Raw genomic sequence first — 21,007 nt, 5'->3', positions numbered from 1 at the left:
GCGCTATTACGAAACATGACATCGCATGGCCAGTAATGATTTTCCCGCACAGACAGCGAGTTCGCTTGGTCAGTTCTGGTTACCTGACCTCAGTGATTCACGTGTGACTGGAATGCTTGAGGTGGACGGTACCGAAGTACGCCTTGAGGTGAGCCCCGAACTGACACCACGGTTTTCGATAGAAGAGACCGGGCCCGGCAGCGCAGCGATGAAGGTGCGTGACGATCCTGACGACATGGTCATCTTCGGATCCATCCCACTACGCCCGAGCAAGATAACCCTATGGGACGCGTACACAACCCATCGCAGGTCAGTCGGCGGGCTCTTCTTTGGTAGGCCTAACACCGACCCTTCCATGCAACGGCTTGCGGCCACGTGGTGCGTCGTCGGCGAACACCTACCCGATCCTGACGTCCTCGTGCAGGGAATCCGCCCTGATGTCACGAACCTCGGTGAATGGGCCGCCATCCCCTCCCTTTCAACAACGATTCATCTCGATGATCGGCTGAAGCTCGACTGGCACATGGACCTGCGAGGCAAGTCGCTGGATGCTGAACTCGACGGTGGCGCAGGCTATGTCACGCTTGGTCCTTCCGTGACGCACCGGCCCCCTGACATTCGAGGCTTCCATGTCAAGGCCACCAGCCAGCTGGAGTTCGAACTCTTCCGCGGTTGGAGCATTACTGACGTGGGGGTACGTGTCCTGAATCCGCTCGCCGACCTTATGACCCTAATCTCAGGCAAACCATGCTCCATACGGTCGCTAGACGTTTGGGCAGGCAAATGGTGTTCGGTGCATGGCTACCGCATCGACCCCTCTGCCCCTGAGACGGCAGGCGAGCTACTTTTCACGCGGCTGGAGGTGGGCCTCGAGTTTCTTCCTCGATGGCTTGAGATACATCGTCGTACAACGCCGGTGCCGCAGATTCTTGCCGCCGTGATCCGAAACGAATTCCCTACAGTTGAGTCCGATGCGCTATCCCTAGCCACTGCCGTCGAGGCGCTCCACCGGACCCTCCACTGCGACGCTCGCCGATTCAGCACCGAACAAATCGACGCATCGCTGTCGGCGGTAGCTTCATCAGATATACCCTCTGAGATCGCCGACAGCTTCTCGTCGGCACTACGCAACTATTGGCACGAGTGCAGCTACCCACAGCGGGTAGCGGCGCTGGCCGCCCCGGTTGTCCAAGCTGTTCCAGCCTGCGTTGGACGTCTGGGACGATGGAAGAAAGAAGTTGTCGATCAGCGCATCGCCTTAGCCCACGGGCTCGGGCAGAATGGCCTCAGCGTCGAAAGACTCCGCCAAATGCTCGCCCTCAACCAGTCGCTGCATTGGATGCTGACACTTCGTCTGTTGATCGAGGCGGGAGTGCAGGATTCTGTGCTCGCGGCCGCGACCGGACAGTCGGAACGCTTCAGCAATCAGTGTGCAAATTGGACACACGAATGGCCACGGATTTTCGCAGGTTAAGGCGCGCCTCGACGATGGTCAGCCTTCCGCTCCGTAGCGCCCCGTTCGGTGTCGAGAGTCGCTTTGCCCAGCATCGCCGCGGTGGTCGGCTAGTCCACTGAGGAATCTTCCCGATCCTGCTTCACGATTTCGTCGATCTGATCAACGAACCAAACGAATCCAAGGTCGGACTCGTCGCTTGTTCGTCCCGAGTACACACCAACAAGTTCAGAATGATTCCCGGTGCTCAGACCCGGTTTCCCGTCCTTGGCTATCACAAACTGTCGCATCGGGACATGCCGGATTACCGGTGATCCTGACTGGCCTTTGCGCGTACGCGCGTCGACGAGCATCAGTGGCAGGATCTCACCGTTGCGCATATGGCCGAATGTCGGTTCGGATGCGATCGTTCCGCGAATCCACAGTGGGAGGAACGGCCCAGTGGAAATGCGATACGGGAATCCGACGATGAAAACGTCAGCACCGGCGCTCAAACGAGGCCATTCGATCTCTTGCGACATGTCAACGCCGGTGCGAGGTTCATTCCACCTCGACAACACCGTTCGTGCGGGGAGACGCGCAAGCGACAGCGCGACAACGTCCATGCTCTTTCCGAGTGCCGGGTGCTCTAGCCAAGCGGGACTCCAATCCTCACGTAGCAACGGCAGCAGATACTGACTGATCGGCATCTGTACCTGCGCCGTGGTCGGGTTGCCCGGCGATGCCGTGAGCTGCCAGCCTGCCTCAGTCGGAGGAGGCGCCAGGAATGTCAGCCTGAAATGGGTTGGCGATACAGCGTACTCCCCGAGGTACTCACCAGTTTCCGGGTGCTTACCGGTCACGTTGTGCCAGGCCGTGATGAGGTAGTTGGCCCCGTCAGATTCATAGAAGAACGCGGTCCCTGTGGCAAGTTCACGGAGTTCGCTTCCTTTGGTAGCAACGGGGCCGTCGGGGCAGTACACCATGTCGATGTAGACCGAGCGGACCGACTCTCGCGGGAGCATCGCAGCAACGGTTCGCTCGCTGGCCGGGACGCTCACGTCGGGAGTTTCGGACATGACAGAACGCTACGACTACTCGACAGCCTTGCGCGGGTGATCCATCGATTATTCATCACTACAACGGATTCAAACTTGAGGGGCGTCACTACCAAGGCTTCCTCACACCGGATTTTGCAACACGCCGAAACCCTGTACGGAACCGCCCTACGGCAAGAGCTGGAAGGCCGACCAAGACCGGCTCGGTGGCGCGAAGAAAATCATCGACCCGCGCTTCGTCGTCACGCACGACGGCGACAGCGAATACTCGCTCGTCACCCGCAGCAGCGACGGCCAACTGATGTTCCTGGCGAACCTGATCTCGAAGATGAAGCGGGACACCCCGCGCGGCTCGCGGATCGCCTCGGTGCACAACGGCTCTTCGCTGTTCACCGGTGATGCGGGTCAGGGCGAGAGCAACATGCGCCGCTGGATCATCGAAAACGACTGGCTCGAGGCGATTGTCGCGTTGCCGCTGAAGATGTTTTACAACACCGGCATCGCTACCTATGTATGGGTGCTCACCAACCGGAAGGAGGAGCGCCGCAAGGGCAAAGTGCAACTCATCGACGCCACCGGATGGTCCACCCCACTTCGGAAAAACCTCGGGGAGAAGGGTGTTGAGATTAGTCCTACCGACGCCAACAAGGTCCTCGAGGCATTTACGGCGTTCGATGAGTATGAAGACCCCGACCACTCGAAGGTATTAGACGGTATCGAATTCGGCTATTCGAAGATCACGGTCGAGCGTCCACTGCGGATCCGCGGTGTCGACCCGAACAAGGTATACACCGCCAAGGAGATCAAGGCGCTCAAGGAAGATGGTATTCGCGACGAGTCCGCGTCTCCCATCATCAAGAAGGCACTGCCGCATGCTGCGAAACCCGATCCGTTGCATGGCCGCTACGAGTCCGTGATCGACGGACGCACCCGCGTAGTCGAGTACGAGCCTGACACCGAACTGCGGGACACGGAGCAGGTGCCGCTCACCGAAGCACCCGGTGAGTACGCCGACGGCATCGAGGCGTTCTTCCGTCGCGAGGTCACGCCCTACGCCGCGGACGCCTGGATCGATGAGTCGAAGACCAAGATCGGCTACGAAATCTCTTTCACCCGGCACTTCTACAAGCCCGCACCGATGCGGACTCTCGCCGAGATCCAGGCCGACATCCGGGCTCTGGAAGTCGAGACCGAAGATCTGATCGCTGAGATCGCAGGTGAGGACTGATGTTTCGAGATCTGCCGCGCTACGAGGCCTATGCGCCCGCAGGTAATTGGGTAACTCAAGTCCCCGCCAATTGGAGCTGGAAGCCGGCACGGACGATTTTTGCCGAACGGAAGCAAGCTGGTTTCGTAGACGAGGAAATGCTGTCAGTCACAATTGGCCGAGGAGTCATCCGTCAAGCTGATCTGCTTTCGACAACTGCAAAGAAGGACTCATCGAACGCGGACAAGTCCAAGTACAAGCTCGTTGAACCCGGTGATGTCGTCTACAACAAGATGCGCGCATGGCAGGGCGCCGCGGGTAGGTCGGCTTATCGGGGAATCGTCAGTCCGGCATACGTCGTAATGACGCCGAGGTCGGGCCTGAGCGACTATTTCCATCATGTCGTCCGAACGCCGATGTTCGCGAAGGAGGCTGAGCGTTGGTCGTACGGGATCACCTCGGACCAGTGGAGTCTTCGGCCGGAACACTTCAAGATGGTCCGCTTTCCGGTCCCACCGGCCGAAGAGCAGGCAGCGATCGTGAAGTATCTCGCGCACGCGAACGCCCGCATCGACAAGGCCATCGCCGCCAAACGTCGTCTCGTCGGACTCCTAAATGAGCAGAAGCGCAGCGTTGCAAATGCGATCGTGACTCAAGGAGTTGGGCAGTCGGAACTCGTTGCATCCGGGGTCCCGTGGCTCGGAGACGTTCCACGCGGCTGGGATGTCGCGCCGCTTAAACGGTACTGGTCTGTCACCGACTGCAAGCACCTCACCGTGCCCTTTGTGGATGAGGGGATCCCACTGGCGAGTGTCTCGCAGGCGCAGCGCTTTCTGCTTGACCTCTCAGACGCAAAGAGAACGGATAAGGCAAGCTTCGAAAGCCTGATCGAGGGTGGCCGCGAGCCGCGACGTGGCGATCTTATCTATTGCAGGAATGTTGGCGTTGGTGCAGCCGCGGTAGTGGATACAGACGAAACTTTCGCGATGGGACAGGATGTTTGCCTCTTGCGTTCGAAGGACCAGAACCCGTACTTCCTGAACCACTACCTGCAATCGAATGCTATGAGAGCACAGCTTGAGCTTATCCTCGTAGGATCAACATTTCGCAGGATCAATGTTGAGGACGTCCGGTCACTTGTGATACTCGTTCCACCTCTACTACGGCAATCCCAGCTCGTCAAAGCGATCGAAGAAGAGATCACTCCTTCTGATGCCGCTATAGCGCAGGCACAGAGTGAAATTGCTCTGCTCCAAGAATTCCGCACCTGCCTCGTCGCCGACGTGGTGACTGGTCAGGTCGACGTGCGGGCGATCGCCGCGACATTGCCGGATGCCGGCGAGGCGGTCGTCGCCGTTGCCGCGGATTCCGATGACGAGCTGGATGAGGTGGCTGAGGGCGGCGATGAGTGATCTTTCGTGCTCGCCGCCGACGGGCATTAGTGTTACGATTTAGGTAACACTATGGAGCTGCGTTATGCGGACAATGAGCTCGAGCGTCGATGCACTGACGAACGTTATATGCAGCGCAAGCTGGGTGCGCAGATGGCGAAGGCGCTCCGTTTGCGCATCAATGAGCTGCGTCAGGTGTCCGAGATGGGCGACTTGCTGTTCCTCGCTGGCAGATGGGAAGCGATGTCCGCTGACCGCATCGGACAGTGGTCGGGCAGGCTGACCGGGAATTGGCGGCTCATAGTCGAACCTGTCGACGAAGCCATCACGGTTCTCGTCGTCGAGATCGTTGACTACCACAAGCGCTGACAACCACGACAATGCACGAAGGGAGCCGACCATGACCGCTCTACCGAATTACGCCGTTGCTCCCGGTGAGCACATCGAGGAGTGGCTTGACGAGCACGGCATCAACGCCGCCGAGCTCGCACGTCGGCTCGACGTCACCCCCAAGCATGTCTCCGAACTGCTGTCCGGCAAGGCTCCGCTGTCTGCGACTGTCGCGCTCGGGTTGGAGCGGGTCACTGGTATCCCGGCGAGGATCTGGAATCGTTTCGAGGCCGGGTATCGCGAAGATCTGGCCCGCCTCGCAGAAGAAGACAAACTCGCCGCCCAGTACGAGCAAGCGAAGGGCTTTCCGCTGGCATACCTGCGCAAGTGGAAGTTCATCACCGCGTCCGCCCGGGACAAGGCAGGCACGGTCCGCGAACTCCTACCGATCCTCGGCATAGGGCACCTCGACGCGTTCAATGCGACCTGGGTGCACGCCAAAGTCGCCTACCGCAAGGCCGCCCTCGAAAATGACAAGACCTACGAGCGTGCAACGTGGCTCGCGCTCGGGGAGCGGCTCGTCAAGATCGACGATCTGCCTGATTTCAACAAGGCTGCACTCGAAGCGCTGGTCCCGCAATTGCGTTCGCTAACGGCGCAGTCAAACCCGGTCGCGGCGATCGCCGAGGCTGAAAGGCTGCTGCATGAAGCTGGTGTTGCGCTGTGCCTTATACCTCCGATCCCAGGATTCGGCGTGCACGGTGCGACCCGATGGATTGCCGGCCATCCGGTCGTGCAGCTTTCCGTGCGTGGCAAGAAGGATGATCAGCTCTGGTTCACCCTGTTCCACGAACTCGGGCACGTTTTGTTGCATGGTCACAAGACGGTCTTTCTGCAGGGCAAAGATGGCACGCACAATGCGGCCGAAGACGAAGCCGACGAATTTGCGTCACGGACTCTAGTCCCCGAGGCCTACTGTGACCGGCTGCCGACGGACCGCAACATCATGGCGATACGCGAACTCGCCAGTGAACTCGGCATTGCGCCGAGCATCGTGCTCGGCCAGGCGCAACGTCTTACAGGTGATTTCAAATGGGGGCATGAACTCAAGATCACCCTGGAGTGGGACGCAGGTAAGAAGGGGGAGTGACGTGCGGAGACTCAACGAGGAGAGCCTGGAAACGCTCATCGTCGACCAGATGACCAACGGCGGCTGGAGCGAGGGTCGGCCTGCCGACTTCAACGCCTCATATGCCCTCGACATCGGCGCGCTGGCGTCCTTCGTTGCGGCAACTCAGCCCTACCTCGTTGAGGCACTTGGGCTTACAGAAGACTCGTCGGCTCATCATAAGTTCCTGGCCCGGCTCCAAGGCGAGATCACCAAACGTGGCGTCGTGCATCTGCTCCGCAACGGCGTCGACCACCTTGGTCACCACCTCGACCTCTACTACCCGACACCGACCGGCGGGAACGTGAAGGCCGCAGAACTGTTCGCGGCCAACCGATTCGTCATCACCCGGCAGGTGCACCACAGTGTCAGCAACCCGGGTGACGCGGTCGACCTGGTCGCCTTCGTCAACGGACTGCCGATCTTTACCTTCGAGCTGAAGAACAACATCACCAAGCAGACTGTGGAGGACGCTGTCCAGCAGTATCAGCGCCACCGTGATTCGCGCGACCCACTATTCGGATTCGGGCGCACCATCGCCCATTTCGCTGTCGACGACCAACGGGTGAAGTTCTGCACCGAACTCAAGGGCAAGTCGTCGTGGTTCCTGCCCTTCGACCAGGGCTACAAAGATGGCGCAGGCAACCCACCGAACCCCGATGGCCTCAAGACGGACTACCTGTGGCGACGCGTCCTCGCGCCGGACCGCCTCGCCGGGATCATCGAGAACTATGCGCACATCGTTGAGGAGAAGGACCCGAAAACCGGCAGGAAAGCGCGGAAGGCGATCTTTCCGCGCTTCCACCAACTCGACGTCGTCCGCAGCCTTCTCGCCGACGTTGCGACTCATGGTGCGGGGCGCCGATATTTGATCCAGCACTCGGCGGGCAGCGGCAAGTCAAACTCCATCGCCTGGCTCACCCACCAGCTCACCGAAGCTACATACGCCAACAAGGTGGCATTCGACTCGATCATAGTTGTGACCGATCGAATCATCCTCGACAGCCAACTCACCCAGACCATCAAGTCATTCCTGCAGGTCGGTTCGACCGTGGTGCATGCCGACCGCTCCGGTGATCTGCGCCGCGCGATCACCGCCGGGAAAAAGATCATCATCACCACGGTGCAGAAGTTCCCGTACATCCTCGACGACATTGGGGCCGGGCACCGCGACCGGAACTTCGCCATCATCATTGACGAGGCGCATTCTTCGCAGGGCTCCAAGACCTCGGCGGCGGTGTCACGGGCGCTCGCCGGGGTGCGGAGTTCCGACGACGATGATGAGATCACCTTCGAAGACCAGATCAACGCGATCATCGACAGCAAGAAGATGCTGCCCAACGCAAGCTACTTCGCCTTCACTGCCACGCCCAAGAACAAGACACTCGAGATGTTCGGCGAGCCCGTTCAGAACCCAGATGGCACCGTCGGCCACAAACCCTTCCACTCGTACACGATGAAACAAGCCATCCAAGAGGGCTTCATCGTGGACGTGCTGGCTAACTACACCCCGGTCGGTAGCTACTACAAGTTGATGAAGACCGTCGACGACGACCCAGAATTCGACACCAAGCGTGCCTCCAAAAAACTCCGAGCGTACGTCGAGGGCAACAAGCATGCGATAGCGCAGAAGGCGCAGATCATGGTCGAGCACTTCCTCGATCAGGTGATCGCCAAGCAGAAAGTCGGTGGCCAAGCACGCGCCATGATCGTGACCTCGTCGATTGAGCGTTGCATCGAGTACTTCCACGCGATCCGCGCTGCGTTGGCCGCCCGTAGGAGCCCGTATCAGGCCATCGTCGCCTTCTCCGGCGAACATGACTACTTGGGCGAGAAGGCCACTGAATCCAGTCTGAACGGCTTCCCCTCAGCCGCTATTGCCGGGAAGATCAAAGAAGATCCGTACCGAATCCTTGTCGTCGCCAACAAGTTTCAGACGGGTTATGACGAGCCGCTGATGCACACGATGTACGTCGACAAGACGCTGTCGGGAGTGCTTGCCGTGCAGACGCTTTCGCGTCTGAACCGAGCACACCCCGCGAAGCGCGACACCTTCGTTTTCGATTTCGCGAACGACGCCGAGATCATCAAGAGTTCCTTTGACCCGTACTACCGGACCACTGTGCTCGCGGAAGAGACCGACCCCAATAAGCTTCACGACCTCGTCAACGACCTCGACAGCTTCGCCGTGTATACATCCGAGCACGTCGACACATTCGTTGCCCGTTATCTCGACGGCGCGGGGCGCGACGAACTTGACCCAATCCTCGACCAGTGCGTAGCCGAGTACATCGAACTTCTGGATGAAGACGACCAGGTGAAGTTCAAGGGTGACGCTAAGGCGTTCCTGCGCACATACAACTTCCTGTCGGCGGTCCTGCCGTATGGCAGTGTCGAGTGGGAAAAGCGTGCGATCTTCCTCGACAATCTCGTGCCGAAGATCCCAGCGCCGGCCGAAGACGACCTTGCCGCGGGGATTCTAGAGAACATTGACCTGGAGTCGTACCGCGCAGAAAAACAGATTGCGATGAAAATCGTGCTCGAGGACGAGGACGGTTCCCTCGAACCTGCTCCCAGCGCCGGCGGGGGGCACAAAGCTGAACCTGAGCTGGAGAAGCTGTCGGAGATTGTGAAGAGCTTCAACGACCACTTCGGCAGCATCGCGTGGGAAGACAAGGACCGCATTCAGCGCCGCATTACCGAAGAGATCCCGCGGATCGTTGCCGAGGATGAGGCCTACCGGCACGCACAGGCCAATGATGACCCGGTGAACGCTCGCGTCGAGATGAATCGGGCGCTCAGCAATGCCATGTTTGGCTTGATCTCCGACGAGACCCAGTTGTTCAAGGCGTTCCAGGACAATGACAGCTTCAAACGCTGGCTCGAAGAGGCTGTCTTCAAAGCCACGTACCAGAAGAAGGCGGGCTGATGAACCGCCCCGAGTTCGGTGCCGATGCCGTTTGCGATGACGTTGTTGCAGGCCAGGGCGTTGTCCGGTGCAACCACATTACCTGGGCACGCTGACAACGCAAGCTACTGGCGAGTCCCCGTTACTGAGTCCACCCGGTTTCAGAGTCGGGTTTGTTGATCCGGATTCAGTTGATCTGGCAGGCCATCGGGGTGTGGGTGTGCCTGCATGCCGCAGCGTACTCGGCCGGGGTCATGTAGCCCAGGGCTGAGTGGCGGTGGCGGTGGTTGTGGTCGTGCTTGAAGTCGCCGATGACCACTCGGGCTTCGAGCAGGGTGTTCCAGTGGTTGCGGTTGAGGCACTCCTTGCGTAGTCGGTTGTTGAACGATTCGATGTGGCCGTTGTTCCACGGCGTGCCCGGCGGGATGTAGACCATGCCGACCCTGTTTTCGCAGAACTGTTGCAGCGCTTGGGAAATGAACTCTGGTCCGTTGTCCATCCGCAGCACTTTCGGCGGCCCGACGGCCGCCGCGAACACGGCTTCGAGTTCGTCGACGAGCCGGTCGGCGGTGATCGAGCGTTCCACCACATTCAGCAGCGAAACGCGGGTGTGTTCGTCGATCATCGACGCGATCTTGATCGCCTTGCCGTCGACGGTGGAGTCGTACTGGAAATCGATCGCCCACACCACATTCGGTGCATCCGCGACGATCGGCGGGATCGAGGACACCCCGGCCCGCTTGCGCGGGCTGTGCACCCGCACCTGCAGGCCCTCTTCGCGCCACAGCCGGTGGATCCTCTTCTTGTTGACCTCACGACGCTCGTCGTAGCGCAACGCCGCCCACGCACGGCGGAACCCATGGCAGGGATGTTTGGTGGCATAGGCGCGCAGCCAGGCCCTCATGCCGGCGTCAGGATCCTCTGGGGTCTGAGCCAGCGGGAGCCGGCGGTAGGTGGAGCGGGCCAGCCCAACGGCCTTGCACGCCAACCGCTCCGACATGCCCAAAACGTCCTTGAGCATGTCCACAGCGCGGCGCTTGGCAGCTGGGCTCAGAATTTTCCCTTGGCGACCTCCCGCAGCGCGTCCTTTTCCAACTCGGCCTCGGCCAACAGCTTCTTGAGGCGCGCGTTCTGCTCGCGCAGCTCCTTGAGCTCCTTGGCGGCGTCGGTGTCCATCCCGCCGTAGGTGCGGCGCCAGTTGTAGAGCGTGGCCGGCGACACCTCCAGCTCGGCGGCGATCTCCTCACCGGTCTTACCCTCGGCAGCGAGCTCATCGGCGCGGCGCAGCTTGCGCACGATGTCCTCCGCGGAATGCCGCTTGCGACCAGCCATGTGTTTCATCGTCCCTTCCGGCCCGACCTCGGGGCCACAGGACTCTAAAACAAGCCGGACTCATTCAAGGGGAACACGCCACTACGGGCTCAGGGCCACAGGACCGATGAGCCATCATCGGTCGGGCAGCTAGGTTTTCTGCCACCGGACTGTTTCTGCCGGAATCATCGGAGCAGGCAACGTCTGGGTCGGATGCACGATCAGGTGACAGTTTCGGTCACGAGGCCTGACTGGCCGGTGCGCTCATGATGCTTCGAATTCCACGGGGGTCAACCGGCCAAGACCGGCTTGCGGTCGCCCAGGGCGATGAGGTCGATGTCCTCACTAAGCCGTCCATCCGGGAGATGCGTGCGGGCCAGCGCCGTCCCGCCAATGAATTGGATCCGGTCACCGAACTGTCGACTCAGGACCGCCAGCAGATGCGAGATCAAGTGATCGCGTTCGACTTGTTCGGCGGCGACACCGAATTGTGTTGCCACCGCGTCGCGTTCGTCGAGGTTCATCATCTTGCTAGTGCCCAGCCTTCGGCCCGACGCAGGGGCGCTAACCGACGCTGTTCGGTTGCCAATGTCCGTAGTCGGGTCTTATCGCTGCGTGCATACAGCGCGGTAACCGCTGCAGGAACGTCGGTTTCCGCAGCGCCGAGACCTGGGCGATGCGCTAGATCGAGCACGGTCTGCTCCGGCGTGGTCACCAATGTCGACCCAAGCTCGGTGCGAATGAGCTCGGCGTCCAGCTTGCTGGTCTGGCGTTTGACGAATCGCACGATCGCCGGCCGGTCCGCGAGGGTAATAGGCCGATGTTGTTGTGGCACTGCAATGATCGCGGTCGCCAGTGCCCGCGGAATCGCCCCGTGTAGACGCGCTGCGCTGATACCCATCACAACGACGTCGTCCGCTCCGTAAACCGCTGCGCCGATTCCGGCGGCGGCAGCTTCCAGGCCGGGCATCCACTTGTGTCCCACCATGTCTTGGGGCACCACGGCGTAGTAGCCGTCTGCGAGGCGGTGCAGCAATCCGCGCTCGGCCAGACGCGCGAGCTGGGCTCGGGGGTGTGGATACACGGCCGTAGCGGCGAGAATGATCCCGTACGGCTTCATACGATGGAGGCGCAACCACTTCACCGCGCCTACCGAGCAGTTCGTCAGGGCCCACGCTGAGCGCGGCAACCCGGTGTTTCGCTACGAACTGCAGTGGCCGTCTCCGCGTGCCGGGTTCGGGGCCTGCCACGATTCGTGTCTGCCCTTGCTGTTCGGCACCCTGGACGCCGCGCCCGCCCTGGCCGGTGCCGACGAGGCGGCCCGCCAGATGTCGGATGCAGTCCAGCAACTGTGGCTGGAGTTCGTTCGTGGAGGAGTGCCATGGGAGCACTACGACGGGGTCGGCGGGCCCACGATGCTGCTGGGCCCCGAGACTCGAATCGTCCGCCGGCACCGCGCGGAGCAACTCGCGATCTGGGAAAATCGCTATCCTGCCTACGGGTAGGCGACTTTGATCGGACGCTCCGGGCCTGCGTGTTACTCCAAGTCAGACAAAACCTTTCGGGCCGCTTCGAGCTCGGCTTCCAGCGCGGCGACCTTGGCGGCCTGCTGGGAGCGCGCCTCTTCGATCACCTCATCGATCGGAGTGGAGAGGTCCTCGTGAAGTTCCTTGGCCGCACGAGAGACGGCAGCGGCCGCGACGGCGACGTTGCGAGCCAGGTAGGTGGTGCCCTGTTTGAGCTCGGCGTGCCACTCGCCGTCGGCAGTGCCGGTGACGGTGAGGGTGAGCTCGATGGTCTTGGCCTTCTTGCCGGGGGCTTTCTTGGCCGGCGCCTTCTTGGGCTTCTCGTCGGCAGAGGCTTCGGGGGTGGCAGTGGTGCTCTCAGGTGAGGTGGCCACATCGTCGGGGGCGTCGGAGTTGATGGTCAGCGTTTCTGGTGCCTGAGCGTCTACAGTCATCGTCACGGAGAACTCCTTTTGAACATCGCTTGCACTGAGCGGGCTGGCGGTCGGAGACATTAGAACACACGTTCGACGCCTGTGGTCAAGTCGACGCGCTGTGTCGGGCTTACGTCGTCGGGTGGTCGTCCGCGTGGAGGTTGAGCGCCGATGAGGGTGGTGGGCAACCGGCGTAGCAGGTCGAGCGGATCGTCGAAAACGGCTTGCGCGCCGGCTTTTTCGAGTTCGCAGTCCGCGACTCCGCCACATCGCAGACCGATGAAGGGCACTCCGACGCGGGTTGCGGCTTCCCCGTCCCACACCGCGTCGCCGACGAAGACGGCCCGATCGGCAGCCACGCCGGCCCGCTTGAGCGCCACCTCGACGATCCCGGGGTCGGGCTTGGCCGTGTCGACGTCCTTCGATGACGTCGCTGCCGTGATGGCGTCGTCGCTGTCGAGAACCTTTCGGGTGATGGCGAGTTCGTCTTCCGGTGCGGAGCTGGCAAGCACCACCAGTGCCCCGTTCTCGGCGAGGTGGTGTAGCAGTTCGCGCGCGCCTGGCAGCCGCACGATCAGGTCTGCGCCGTCCTTGTAGAGGTCGCTGTGACGGTCCTTGAGTCGTTGTTGCACAGCATCACTCGCGTCCCCTGACAGGTTGGCCACCAGGCTGCTGCCGTCCATCCCGATGCTGCGGTGTATGCGCCAGGAGGCGACGTCGATGTTCTCCTCGCGGAACGCACGCGCCCAGGCATGCACGTGCAGATAGTTCGTATCGACGAGTGTCCCGTCCACGTCGAACAGAACCGCGGTAGCTCTCGACATAGGCATGCGCCCGGTATACCCGCCTACGTACGGGTGAAACGGCCGAGGTCAGCTGCGGTAGCGCGCGAGTTGCTCGGTCAATTCCTGCGCATAGGCCAACTGACGGGTCAGTTTGACGCAGGCTTCTTGTGCGCGGTTGTGGCATTCGGCCAGATACTCGGCCGCCTCGGCGCGCTGGGCGGCGGAGGCCCCGGGGGAGTCAAGCGTGTCGAGGGCATCGAGCAGCTCGCGCATTTCGTCGAGGCTGAAGCCCGACGGTTTCATGCGGCGGATCGCCAGTAGCCGGTTGACGTCATCGGCGGTGTAGAGCCGGAAACCGCCGGCAGACCGTGCTGACGGGGTGACCAGACCGACTTCGTCGTAGTGGCGGATCGTCTTGATGGACAGCTCGGTTCGGGCTGCGACCTCGCCGATCTGCAGATGATCCTGTTGGCTCAACGGTTCCCCCTGTGACGGTTCAGTGTGCTGCGGCCAGCTGACCGCTGAGCCGAGCATGACGCGCCGCGCTGTTCTCGTTCATCCCGACGATGCTGACGGTCTTGCCCTTGGCAGCGTATTTGGTGGTGATGGCGTCCAGGGTGGATACGGTCGACGCGTCCCAGACGTGGGCGTCGCTCATGTCGATGATCACGTTGTCGGGGTCACCGGCGTAGTCGAACTGGTAGACCAGATCATTGCTGGAGGCGAAGAACAGCTCGCCGCGAACCGCGTATACGCGAGTGTCGTCGTCGGGGTGGTCGATGTCGACCACCTCGGTGAAGTGAGCAACGCGTCGCGCGAACAGCACCATGGCCGTCAACGTGCCGACAGCGACGCCATATGCCAGGTTGCTGGTCGCCACGGTGACCGCAACAGTGGCCAACATGACGGCGGTTTCGCTCTTGGGCATGCGCCGCAACGTTTTCGGGTTGATGCTGTGCCAGTCGAGGGTTCCGACGGACACCATGATCATCACGGCCACCAGTGCGGCCATGGGGATTTGGGCCACGATGTCGCCGAGGCCGACGACCAGTCCGAGCAGGAACAAGCCGGCCAGGAACGTCGAGATCCGGGTGCGGGCACCGCACGACTTCACGTTGATCATGGTCTGGCCGATCATGGCGCAGCCACCCATGCCGCCGAAGAATCCGGTGACGACGTTGGCCACCCCCTGGCCGAGTGCCTCACGGGACTTGTCGGAGTGGGTGTCGGTGATGTCGTCGACAAGCTTGGCCGTCATCAGCGATTCGAGCAGGCCCACGACCGCCATGGCCAGCGCGTACGGCGCGATCACTCCAAGGGTGTGCAGGGTGAACGGGACGTTGGGGATCAGCAGGGACGGCAGGCTCGACGGCAGCTGCCCTTCATCCCCGACGTTGGGGATCGACCATCCGAATACGACCGTGGCCGCGGTGAGTACCACGATGGCCACCAGCGGAGCGGGGATCGCAGTGCTCAGTTTCGGCAGCGCCACGATGACCGCGATGGCGACCGCGACCAGCGGGTAGACCAGCCACGGCACGCCGAGCAGGTGAGGCAGCTGGGCCAGGAAGATCAGGATCGCCAACGCGTTCACGAATCCGACCATCACGCTGCGCGGCACGAACCGCATCAGCTTGGCGACGCCGAGGCCGCCCAGGACCAACTGCAGCACGCCCGCCAGGATGACCGCGGCGATCAGGTAGTCCAGGCCGTGGCTGCGTACCAGCGGGGCGATCACGAGTGCGACAGCTCCGGTCGCCGCGGAGATCATTGCCGGGCGCCCGCCGACGAGCGCGATCGTCACCGCCATCGTGAACGACGCGAACAGGCCGACCCGCGGATCGACGCCGGCGATGATCGAGAACGAGATCGCTTCAGGGATCAGGGCCAGCGCCACCACGAGGCCGGCGAGCGCCTCGGTTCGTAGCCGGCGTGGCGAACGCAGCGCGGCAAGCACCGATTGCTGTTCGTGCGGTGTCGCCGCATCGGTCGATAGTTTCAACGCAACTCCGTTTCGGCGCCGTTCGGCGCGGCGAGGGCACATGTGGGCACAGTCGATACACGCGTCGTTGCGTGAAAAGTATTGCCAGAACATGGAATCGGTCGCCATCGCAGACTGGCGAGTCGGGGCGTTCAGGCCGCCATGCTCGGCTTCGTTGGGCAACTCTACCCCGAGGGGAGGGTTGCGTTCCAAATCGACAAGCGCGGATGTGCGCGACGCCACAACCGCAGCGGTCAGTCCTCGAGTCCGTATTCGTCGAACCAGTAGGCGAGTTTGCCGCGGCGGCTCACCGCGCGCAGGCGGGCCTCGGCCGCGGTGCGCGTCTTGCTCGTCGTGACGATGAGCAGCTCGTCGCCGACGGCGAGGCGGGTGTCCGGCAGCGGAACGAAGGTGCGGCCGTTGCGGATGATCAGCGTGATGACCGCCGGATCGGGAAGCCGCAGTTCCAGGATCGTGACGTTGTGCAGCCGGGAATGGGGCTGAACGGTCGTGGTCAGCAGCTCGGCGTCGAGGACGTCCAGTGGGGCGGCTTCGACCTGGATCTCGCGGGTGACGTCGCGGGTGGCCAACCGCAGCGCGTTGGCGACGAACCGGATGCTGGGTGCCTGCACCAGGGTGAAGATGACCACGAGGACGAACACGATGTTGAGCAACCGGTAGCTGTCGGGCACCCCGGCGACGATCGGGAACGTGGCCAGAACGATCGGCACCGCACCGCGGAGCCCGGCCCAGGACAGAAAAAGCTGTTCGCGCAACGAGATCCGGAACCCGGTCAGCGACAGCACCACCGACACCGGCCGGGCGATCAACAGCAGCACCAGCCCGATGGCGATCGCCGGGATGATGTCACTGGCCAGGTCGTGTGGGTTCACCAGCAACCCGAGCAGGACGAACAGCCCGATCTGGGCCAGCCAGCCCACCCCCTCGGCAAAGGAGCGGGTGGCCGACTTGTGCGGCAGGCCGGAGTTCGCCAGTACCACTGCGGACAAGTACGCGGCGATGAAACCGCTCGCATGGGCACTACCGGCGGCGGCGAATGCGATGAAACCCAGCCCGAAGGTGGCTATGGGATACAGACCCGAGGCCGGCAGCGCGATGCGGCGTAGGGCAAATGCGCCGGCGAACCCGACGGCCAGGCCCAGCAGGGCGCCGGTGACCAGTTCGTAGACCAGGTCGGTGATGGCGCCTCCGGGGTGGAACACGAACGGCACCACGCTGAACGTGAGCACGAGGATGACGGCCGGCGCGTCGTTGAAACCCGATTCCGCCTCCAGTAGGCCGGCCAGCCGACGGGGCAGCGGCAGGATCCTCAGTACCGAGAACACCGCGGCCGCGTCCGTGGAGGAGACGATGGCGCCGAGCAGAAGTGCAAGTTGCCAGTCCATGCCCAGCAGGAGGTGCGCACCGACGGCGGTGACGGCGGTGCTGACCACCACACCCAGGGTGGCCAGCGCCGAGGCAGGCGCCAGCACCCCGCGGATATCGGAGAACCGTGTGGTCAGGCCGCCTTCCACCAGCACGATCGCCAGCGCCGCGGTGCACACGTTGCGGGCCAGTTCGACATTGTCGAAGTCCAGCCCGATCCCGTCGACCCCGAGCACCATGCCGACCAGCAGGAAGAACAACAGGCTGGGGAACCCGATCCGGCTCGCCACGCGGGTGCCGATGATGCTCGCCAGCAGCACGATGCCGCCGGTGAGCAAGGTCAGGTACAGCTGGTGCAGGCTCATCGGGAATCAGTTAATCAGGACGAAGGGCCGCGAGTGTGCGGTGCGAATAGGCGAAAATGACTGAGTGGCGGAACGGAATATGCGCGTAGTGGTTGCCGGTGCGGGCAATGTCGGTCGTTCCGTTGCGTCCGAGTTGCTTGACAACGGCCACAAGGTGTTGCTGATCGAGCGGCTGTACCGCCGATACGAGCCGAGCACGGTGCCGGGCGCCGACTGGTTGCTGGCGGACGCTTGCGAACTGTCCGCCATGGAGGAGGCCGGGATCGAAACCGGCGACGTGCTGATCGCAGCGACGGGTGACGACAAGTCCAACCTCGTGGTCGGGTTGCTGGCCAAGTCGGAGTTCGGAGTGCCGCGGGTGGTGGCGCGTATCAACGACATCCGCAACCAGTGGTTGTTCGGTCAGGAGTGGGGCATCGATGTCGCGGTGTCGACACCCGGTTCCTTGGTGGCCGGCATCGAGGGCGCCATCGACGTCGGCCACATGGTGCGTTTGATGACGCTACGTGGGGGTCGGGTGGAGCTGACCAAACTGACCTTGCCGGAAGACAACCCGGTGGTCGGTCAGCGGGTGGACCGGCTGGATCTTCCCGTGGACACGGCGCTTGTCACCGTCGTCCGGGGCAAAGAGGTGCGGTTTCCCAAGCCCGACGACGTGCTCGAAGCCGGCGACGAGTTGCTGTTTACCGCCAATCGCACCTCGGAGAATTCGCTGCTGGCCGCCATCCACGGCGGGGAGTTCTTGCGGGAAGTGGTTTCCGACGACCCGTGACGCGTGCCGATCTCGCGGAGGCGGCCGCTGGGTCAGGCGGCTTGTGGTGGGGGTTCGGGTTGGAAGGGTGGGTACCACCACCAGTCGGCGCGTTCACCGGTGGGTCCCGGGCACGGTGGCACCTGGGGTGGGGGTGTGGTCGGTGGGCGGGCCAGCGATCCGCCGTGGAGGGGTTTTCCGGTGTGGTCGGTGACGACGAGTCGGTGCGCGGGCCCGGTGATGGTGATGCCGCCCTGGTGGTGTGCCCGGTGGTGATAGGGGCAGACCAGCACCAGGTTGTCCAGGTCGGTGCGGCCGCCGTCTTCCCAATGCACGATGTGGTGGGCGTGTAGGCCGCGGGTGGCGCCGCAGCCGGGCACCACACAGCAGCGGTCACGGTGCTCCAAGGCCCGACGCAGTCGGCGGCTGATGGTGCGGGTGGCGCGACCGACGCTGATGGGTTGGCCTTGGCGTTCGAGCCACACCTCACAGGTGGCATCGCACAACATGTATCGGCGTTGCTCATCGGTCAGCACCGGGCCCAGATGCAGGGCAGCGACGCGGTCGGTGACATTGAGATGCATCACCACGGTGGTGTGCTGGCCGTGGGGGCGCCGCGCGGCCTCGGTATCCCAGCCGGCCTCGACCAGACGCATGAAGGCATCGACATGGTCGGGAAACGGCGGCGCCTGCTCATCGCCTGCCTCATGGTCGCGTTTCCATTCGGCGACCAACGCGTCGTGATGGGCTTGGCACGCGGCGTCAAAAGTGGCGGCGTCCAGACGCGGCAGGGTGATCCGGTAGGTGGTGTATCCGTTGCCCTCGACCCGGGTGAACGACCGCCGGGGTTCGGGTTTCGGGTCGGGGTCGGGGCGCGGTTGCAGCTTGACCGCCGTACGCAACTGCCTGACCGTGGCGACCGAGGCCAACTCCGCATAATGCGCATCAGATCCGTCGGCGGCGTTCTCGGCGATCACCCCCACCTGATCCAGTGAGAGCCGGCCCTCACGCAGCGCTTCAGCGCAGCGCGGGAACTGCCCGAGCCGGCGGGCCACCGCCACCATCGTCTCGGCGTGGCGCGGTGCCACACCGGTCTTCCAGGCCACCAACGCGGTGATCGAGCGGGCCCCGGTGGCCCCGCACAACTCGTCGCGTTCCAGCTCAGCGACGATCTCCACGATCCGACCATCGATCGCGTTGCGCTGCCCGCACAGCTGCGACAACTCATCGCACAACACCTCCAACCGCCGCGCCGGGCCGGGCCCAGCGGCGAAAGAAGATGCCTCCGAAGACATACCACCATCATCACAAAGGGGTACGACAAGTTCCGGACCTCGCTCAACCCGGCGGCAGGGAAGCCCGTCGAACGAAGCTTTAGGCTCGTGCGCATGGAGGCCGAAGAAGTCGAGGGGACCGGAGCGCCGGAACGTCGGCTGGTGATCAGGGTCAACTCGAATGCCAAGATGTCGCGCGGCAAGGCCGCGGCGCATGCGGTGCATGCCGCGCTCAAGCTCTACGGCATCGAGTACGAGCACCCGGTCGTCGTTATCGGTGGCAAGCCCGACGAGATCCTGGCGCAGACAGTGCATGTCCGTGACGCCGGACGCACAGAGTTGGAGCCCGGTACGTTGACCGCGGGGGCGAGTTGGGAATACAAGCAGCGCGCCGAACCTGACGTGCCAGAGTAGGTCTATCTTGTTGCGGCCGTGCGTTCTTCCGCCAAGTGACGAAGTTCCTGCGCACCTCAAGCGTCCTGGGCTGGGTGCCGAACGCGCGGGTATCGGTCGCCGGCGTACGGGGGAACCCAGGCGGTAGGACGGGGAATCCACCGCGGCACGTTCCGCCGAAACTCGTCGTACTCGGTGCCGAAACGCCGGCGGAGGTGAGGTTCCTCGAAGACCGGGATGGCGATCAGGGTCAGGGTGCAGAACAGCACAAACCAGCCGAACAACCAGGGTGAGGCCATGGCGACGGCGGTGCCGAGCTGAATGCAGAACACCGCGGTCATCATCGGATTACGGACGTGCCGGTATGGGCCCTCCACCACCAGGTTGACCGGAGATCCGATGGCCAGGGCGCCTTTGCCGATGCGGTCGAACAGGATCACCGTCCACACCAGGAACCACAGGCCGAACGCGACCAGTGTTGCGCCCGCGATGGCGAGCAGGACGCCCGAAGTGGTGTTCAGGTCAGGGGCTTTCGCGCCGGTAGCCCAGATGATCAGCGCGGGGATGAAGATCGTCATCGTTGCCGGGGCGATCAACACCGAGATGGTGTGTCGCCACCAGAGTCGCCGTTGCGTCATGTCGAGCTCCTTTCTTCAACTGTTGTTGAAGAAAACGCTACGCCGCTGCCTATCCATAGGTCAACGGTTGTTGAACTAAACTTCGGGCCATGTCACAGACCGGGCGTAGTGGCCGGTGGCGTACGGGTCAGCAGAACAAGCTGCGGATCATCGACGCCGCGCGCGAGCACTTCATGCGAGAGGGCTACGAGCAGGCGACCGTGCGTGGGATCGCCGCCGCTGCCGGGGTCGACGTCGCGATGGTCTACTACCACTTCGGCAACAAGGAGGGCCTGTTCAACGCCGCGGTGCTCGACACACCGCAGCACCCCTTGCACCAATTGGCGCTGTTGCTCGACGAGGGGACCCACGACATCGGCGCGCGTTTGGTCCGCGATGTCATCGCGCGATGGGATCAGGGGGTCTCGTTCGATCCGCTGCTGACGGTGGTCCGGTCGGCAGCGGTACAGCCCTTGGCGCGCAATCTCTTACACGATTCGCTTGCCGGGACGGTGGCCCAGCGCATTGCCACCGAATACGGCGTTGACGACGCCGAGCTGAGGGTCGAGTTGGTGACGGTGCATCTGACCGGTCTGGCGTTTGCGCGCTATCAGCTCAAGATCGAGCCGATGGCGTCAGCCGACCTTGACGAGCTGGTGGCGTGGATCGGGCCGACGGTGCAGAGGTATCTGACTGACCCGAATCCGTAGG

At 62.8% G+C, this 21,007-nt stretch carries 19 protein-coding genes and 2 pseudogenes; 10 read left to right on the top strand and 11 right to left on the bottom strand.

Annotated features, from left to right (window positions below; genetic code table 11):
* The first annotated feature begins 25 nt into the window (after positions 1 to 25).
* Entirely contained in the window at positions 26 to 1,474 is a 1,449-nt protein-coding gene (locus tag BKG60_RS05625) for an ApeA N-terminal domain 1-containing protein (RefSeq protein WP_165688704.1), read from the top strand.
* A gap of 89 nt (positions 1,475 to 1,563) precedes the next feature.
* On the opposite strand, the gene BKG60_RS05620 is transcribed toward BKG60_RS05625, so the two are convergent.
* Positions 1,564 to 2,511, bottom strand: a complete 948-nt coding sequence (locus BKG60_RS05620; RefSeq protein WP_075909326.1) for a trypsin-like peptidase domain-containing protein — start codon at positions 2,509 to 2,511, stop codon at positions 1,564 to 1,566.
* Positions 2,512 to 2,659: 148 nt separating this feature from the next.
* Here BKG60_RS05620 and BKG60_RS05615 point away from each other — a divergent pair.
* The 5 genes and pseudogenes from BKG60_RS05615 to BKG60_RS05595 all read left to right on the top strand — a co-directional run.
* A pseudogene (locus BKG60_RS05615) lies at positions 2,660 to 3,718 on the top strand (HsdM family class I SAM-dependent methyltransferase); the annotation flags it as partial.
* Complete coding sequence (locus BKG60_RS05610; protein ID WP_070944427.1) at positions 3,718 to 5,109, top strand: restriction endonuclease subunit S; 1,392 nt, start codon at positions 3,718 to 3,720, stop codon at positions 5,107 to 5,109. The pseudogene BKG60_RS05615 and the gene BKG60_RS05610, both read left to right, overlap by 1 nt.
* 51 nt (positions 5,110 to 5,160) lie before the next feature.
* Entirely contained in the window at positions 5,161 to 5,457 is a 297-nt protein-coding gene (locus tag BKG60_RS05605; protein WP_070944426.1) for a type II toxin-antitoxin system RelE/ParE family toxin, read from the top strand.
* Between the two features lie 31 nt (positions 5,458 to 5,488).
* A complete protein-coding gene (locus BKG60_RS05600) occupies positions 5,489 to 6,568 on the top strand; it encodes an ImmA/IrrE family metallo-endopeptidase (protein WP_070944425.1) in 1,080 nt (359 codons plus the stop codon).
* Positions 6,519 to 9,515 carry a type I restriction endonuclease subunit R gene (locus BKG60_RS05595; RefSeq protein WP_075909325.1) on the top strand — a complete coding sequence of 999 codons (2,997 nt, stop codon included), beginning with the start codon at positions 6,519 to 6,521 and terminating at the stop codon, positions 9,513 to 9,515. The genes BKG60_RS05600 and BKG60_RS05595 overlap by 50 nt, the downstream gene beginning before the upstream one ends.
* A gap of 166 nt (positions 9,516 to 9,681) precedes the next feature.
* Here the strand turns inward: BKG60_RS05595 and BKG60_RS05590 are convergent.
* The 3 genes and pseudogenes from BKG60_RS05590 to BKG60_RS05575 form a co-directional block, all read right to left on the bottom strand.
* A protein-coding gene (locus tag BKG60_RS05590; RefSeq protein WP_110765163.1) for an IS3 family transposase occupies positions 9,682 to 10,826 on the bottom strand; the annotation gives its coding sequence in 2 pieces (ribosomal slippage) (positions 9,682 to 10,559 and positions 10,559 to 10,826; 1,146 coding nt in all).
* Between the two features lie 275 nt (positions 10,827 to 11,101).
* Positions 11,102 to 11,329 (bottom strand): annotated as a pseudogene (locus BKG60_RS05580) (nucleotidyl transferase AbiEii/AbiGii toxin family protein); the annotation flags it as partial.
* On the bottom strand, positions 11,329 to 11,925 hold the full coding sequence (locus tag BKG60_RS05575; RefSeq protein WP_070944423.1) for a type IV toxin-antitoxin system AbiEi family antitoxin domain-containing protein: 597 nt from the start codon (positions 11,923 to 11,925) through the stop codon (positions 11,329 to 11,331). The gene BKG60_RS05575 and the pseudogene BKG60_RS05580, both read right to left, overlap by 1 nt.
* Here BKG60_RS05575 and BKG60_RS05570 point away from each other — a divergent pair.
* Complete coding sequence (locus tag BKG60_RS05570) at positions 11,906 to 12,310, top strand: carboxylesterase family protein (protein ID WP_070944422.1); 405 nt, start codon at positions 11,906 to 11,908, stop codon at positions 12,308 to 12,310. The genes BKG60_RS05575 and BKG60_RS05570 overlap by 20 nt on opposite strands.
* 32 nt (positions 12,311 to 12,342) lie before the next feature.
* On the opposite strand, the gene BKG60_RS05565 is transcribed toward BKG60_RS05570, so the two are convergent.
* The 5 genes from BKG60_RS05565 to BKG60_RS05545 form a co-directional block, all read right to left on the bottom strand.
* Positions 12,343 to 12,765 carry a DUF6319 family protein gene (locus BKG60_RS05565; RefSeq protein ID WP_070944518.1) on the bottom strand — a complete coding sequence of 141 codons (423 nt, stop codon included), beginning with the start codon at positions 12,763 to 12,765 and terminating at the stop codon, positions 12,343 to 12,345.
* 59 nt (positions 12,766 to 12,824) lie between these two features.
* Positions 12,825 to 13,568: an HAD family hydrolase gene (locus BKG60_RS05560; protein ID WP_083339224.1), complete on the bottom strand. Its 744-nt coding sequence runs from the start codon at positions 13,566 to 13,568 to the stop codon at positions 12,825 to 12,827.
* Positions 13,569 to 13,616: 48 nt separating this feature from the next.
* Positions 13,617 to 14,063, bottom strand: coding sequence for a MerR family transcriptional regulator (locus BKG60_RS05555; protein WP_070944421.1), 447 nt, complete (start codon positions 14,061 to 14,063; stop codon positions 13,617 to 13,619).
* Positions 14,026 to 15,531 (bottom strand): SulP family inorganic anion transporter, encoded by a 1,506-nt coding sequence (locus BKG60_RS05550; RefSeq protein WP_239252464.1) that lies wholly within the window; start codon positions 15,529 to 15,531, stop codon positions 14,026 to 14,028. The genes BKG60_RS05555 and BKG60_RS05550 overlap by 38 nt, the downstream gene beginning before the upstream one ends.
* A gap of 233 nt (positions 15,532 to 15,764) precedes the next feature.
* Positions 15,765 to 17,261, bottom strand: a complete 1,497-nt coding sequence (locus tag BKG60_RS05545) for a potassium/proton antiporter (protein WP_070944420.1) — start codon at positions 17,259 to 17,261, stop codon at positions 15,765 to 15,767.
* A 79-nt stretch (positions 17,262 to 17,340) separates the two neighbouring features.
* Between BKG60_RS05545 and BKG60_RS05540 the strand changes: the two genes are divergently transcribed.
* Positions 17,341 to 18,033 carry a potassium channel family protein gene (locus tag BKG60_RS05540; RefSeq protein ID WP_070184693.1) on the top strand — a complete coding sequence of 231 codons (693 nt, stop codon included), beginning with the start codon at positions 17,341 to 17,343 and terminating at the stop codon, positions 18,031 to 18,033.
* Positions 18,034 to 18,065: 32 nt separating this feature from the next.
* Here the strand turns inward: BKG60_RS05540 and BKG60_RS05535 are convergent, their stop codons facing one another.
* Positions 18,066 to 19,307: an HNH endonuclease signature motif containing protein gene (locus tag BKG60_RS05535; RefSeq protein WP_070944419.1), complete on the bottom strand. Its 1,242-nt coding sequence runs from the start codon at positions 19,305 to 19,307 to the stop codon at positions 18,066 to 18,068.
* Positions 19,308 to 19,400: 93 nt separating this feature from the next.
* On the opposite strand from BKG60_RS05535, the gene BKG60_RS05530 reads away from it, so the two are divergent.
* Positions 19,401 to 19,700: an aminoacyl-tRNA hydrolase gene (locus tag BKG60_RS05530; protein ID WP_070184788.1), complete on the top strand. Its 300-nt coding sequence runs from the start codon at positions 19,401 to 19,403 to the stop codon at positions 19,698 to 19,700.
* A gap of 56 nt (positions 19,701 to 19,756) precedes the next feature.
* Here the strand turns inward: BKG60_RS05530 and BKG60_RS05525 are convergent, their stop codons facing one another.
* Positions 19,757 to 20,317, bottom strand: a complete 561-nt coding sequence (locus BKG60_RS05525; RefSeq protein ID WP_070944418.1) for a methyltransferase family protein — start codon at positions 20,315 to 20,317, stop codon at positions 19,757 to 19,759.
* Positions 20,318 to 20,406: 89 nt separating this feature from the next.
* Here BKG60_RS05525 and BKG60_RS05520 point away from each other — a divergent pair, with 89 nt between their 5' ends.
* Positions 20,407 to 21,006, top strand: coding sequence for a TetR/AcrR family transcriptional regulator (locus BKG60_RS05520; protein WP_070944417.1), 600 nt, complete (start codon positions 20,407 to 20,409; stop codon positions 21,004 to 21,006).
* The last annotated feature ends 1 nt before the right edge of the window (position 21,007 follow it).

Source organism: Mycobacterium syngnathidarum, assembly GCF_001942625.1.
Lineage (GTDB): Bacteria > Actinomycetota > Actinomycetes > Mycobacteriales > Mycobacteriaceae > Mycobacterium > Mycobacterium syngnathidarum.
This window is presented reverse-complemented; position numbering and strand designations above follow the sequence as displayed.

What these genes read in the sequence shown, in the direction of transcription:
- BKG60_RS05625 (WP_165688704.1), top strand. Translation starts at nt 26, where the DNA reads ATGGCCAGTAATGATTTTCCCGCACAGACAGCGAGTTCGCTTGGTCAG.
- BKG60_RS05620 (WP_075909326.1), bottom strand. Translation starts at nt 2,511, where the DNA reads ATGTCCGAAACTCCCGACGTGAGCGTCCCGGCCAGCGAGCGAACCGTT.
- BKG60_RS05610 (WP_070944427.1), top strand. Translation starts at nt 3,718, where the DNA reads ATGTTTCGAGATCTGCCGCGCTACGAGGCCTATGCGCCCGCAGGTAAT.
- BKG60_RS05605 (WP_070944426.1), top strand. Translation starts at nt 5,161, where the DNA reads ATGGAGCTGCGTTATGCGGACAATGAGCTCGAGCGTCGATGCACTGAC.
- BKG60_RS05600 (WP_070944425.1), top strand. Translation starts at nt 5,489, where the DNA reads ATGACCGCTCTACCGAATTACGCCGTTGCTCCCGGTGAGCACATCGAG.
- BKG60_RS05595 (WP_075909325.1), top strand. Translation starts at nt 6,519, where the DNA reads ATGAACTCAAGATCACCCTGGAGTGGGACGCAGGTAAGAAGGGGGAGT.
- BKG60_RS05570 (WP_070944422.1), top strand. Translation starts at nt 11,906, where the DNA reads ATGATCCCGTACGGCTTCATACGATGGAGGCGCAACCACTTCACCGCG.
- BKG60_RS05575 (WP_070944423.1), bottom strand. Translation starts at nt 11,925, where the DNA reads ATGAAGCCGTACGGGATCATTCTCGCCGCTACGGCCGTGTATCCACAC.
- BKG60_RS05565 (WP_070944518.1), bottom strand. Translation starts at nt 12,765, where the DNA reads ATGACTGTAGACGCTCAGGCACCAGAAACGCTGACCATCAACTCCGAC.
- BKG60_RS05560 (WP_083339224.1), bottom strand. Translation starts at nt 13,568, where the DNA reads ATGTCGAGAGCTACCGCGGTTCTGTTCGACGTGGACGGGACACTCGTC.
- BKG60_RS05555 (WP_070944421.1), bottom strand. Translation starts at nt 14,063, where the DNA reads ATGCTCGGCTCAGCGGTCAGCTGGCCGCAGCACACTGAACCGTCACAG.
- BKG60_RS05545 (WP_070944420.1), bottom strand. Translation starts at nt 17,261, where the DNA reads ATGAGCCTGCACCAGCTGTACCTGACCTTGCTCACCGGCGGCATCGTG.
- BKG60_RS05540 (WP_070184693.1), top strand. Translation starts at nt 17,341, where the DNA reads ATGCGCGTAGTGGTTGCCGGTGCGGGCAATGTCGGTCGTTCCGTTGCG.
- BKG60_RS05535 (WP_070944419.1), bottom strand. Translation starts at nt 19,307, where the DNA reads ATGTCTTCGGAGGCATCTTCTTTCGCCGCTGGGCCCGGCCCGGCGCGG.
- BKG60_RS05530 (WP_070184788.1), top strand. Translation starts at nt 19,401, where the DNA reads ATGGAGGCCGAAGAAGTCGAGGGGACCGGAGCGCCGGAACGTCGGCTG.
- BKG60_RS05525 (WP_070944418.1), bottom strand. Translation starts at nt 20,317, where the DNA reads ATGACGCAACGGCGACTCTGGTGGCGACACACCATCTCGGTGTTGATC.
- BKG60_RS05520 (WP_070944417.1), top strand. Translation starts at nt 20,407, where the DNA reads ATGTCACAGACCGGGCGTAGTGGCCGGTGGCGTACGGGTCAGCAGAAC.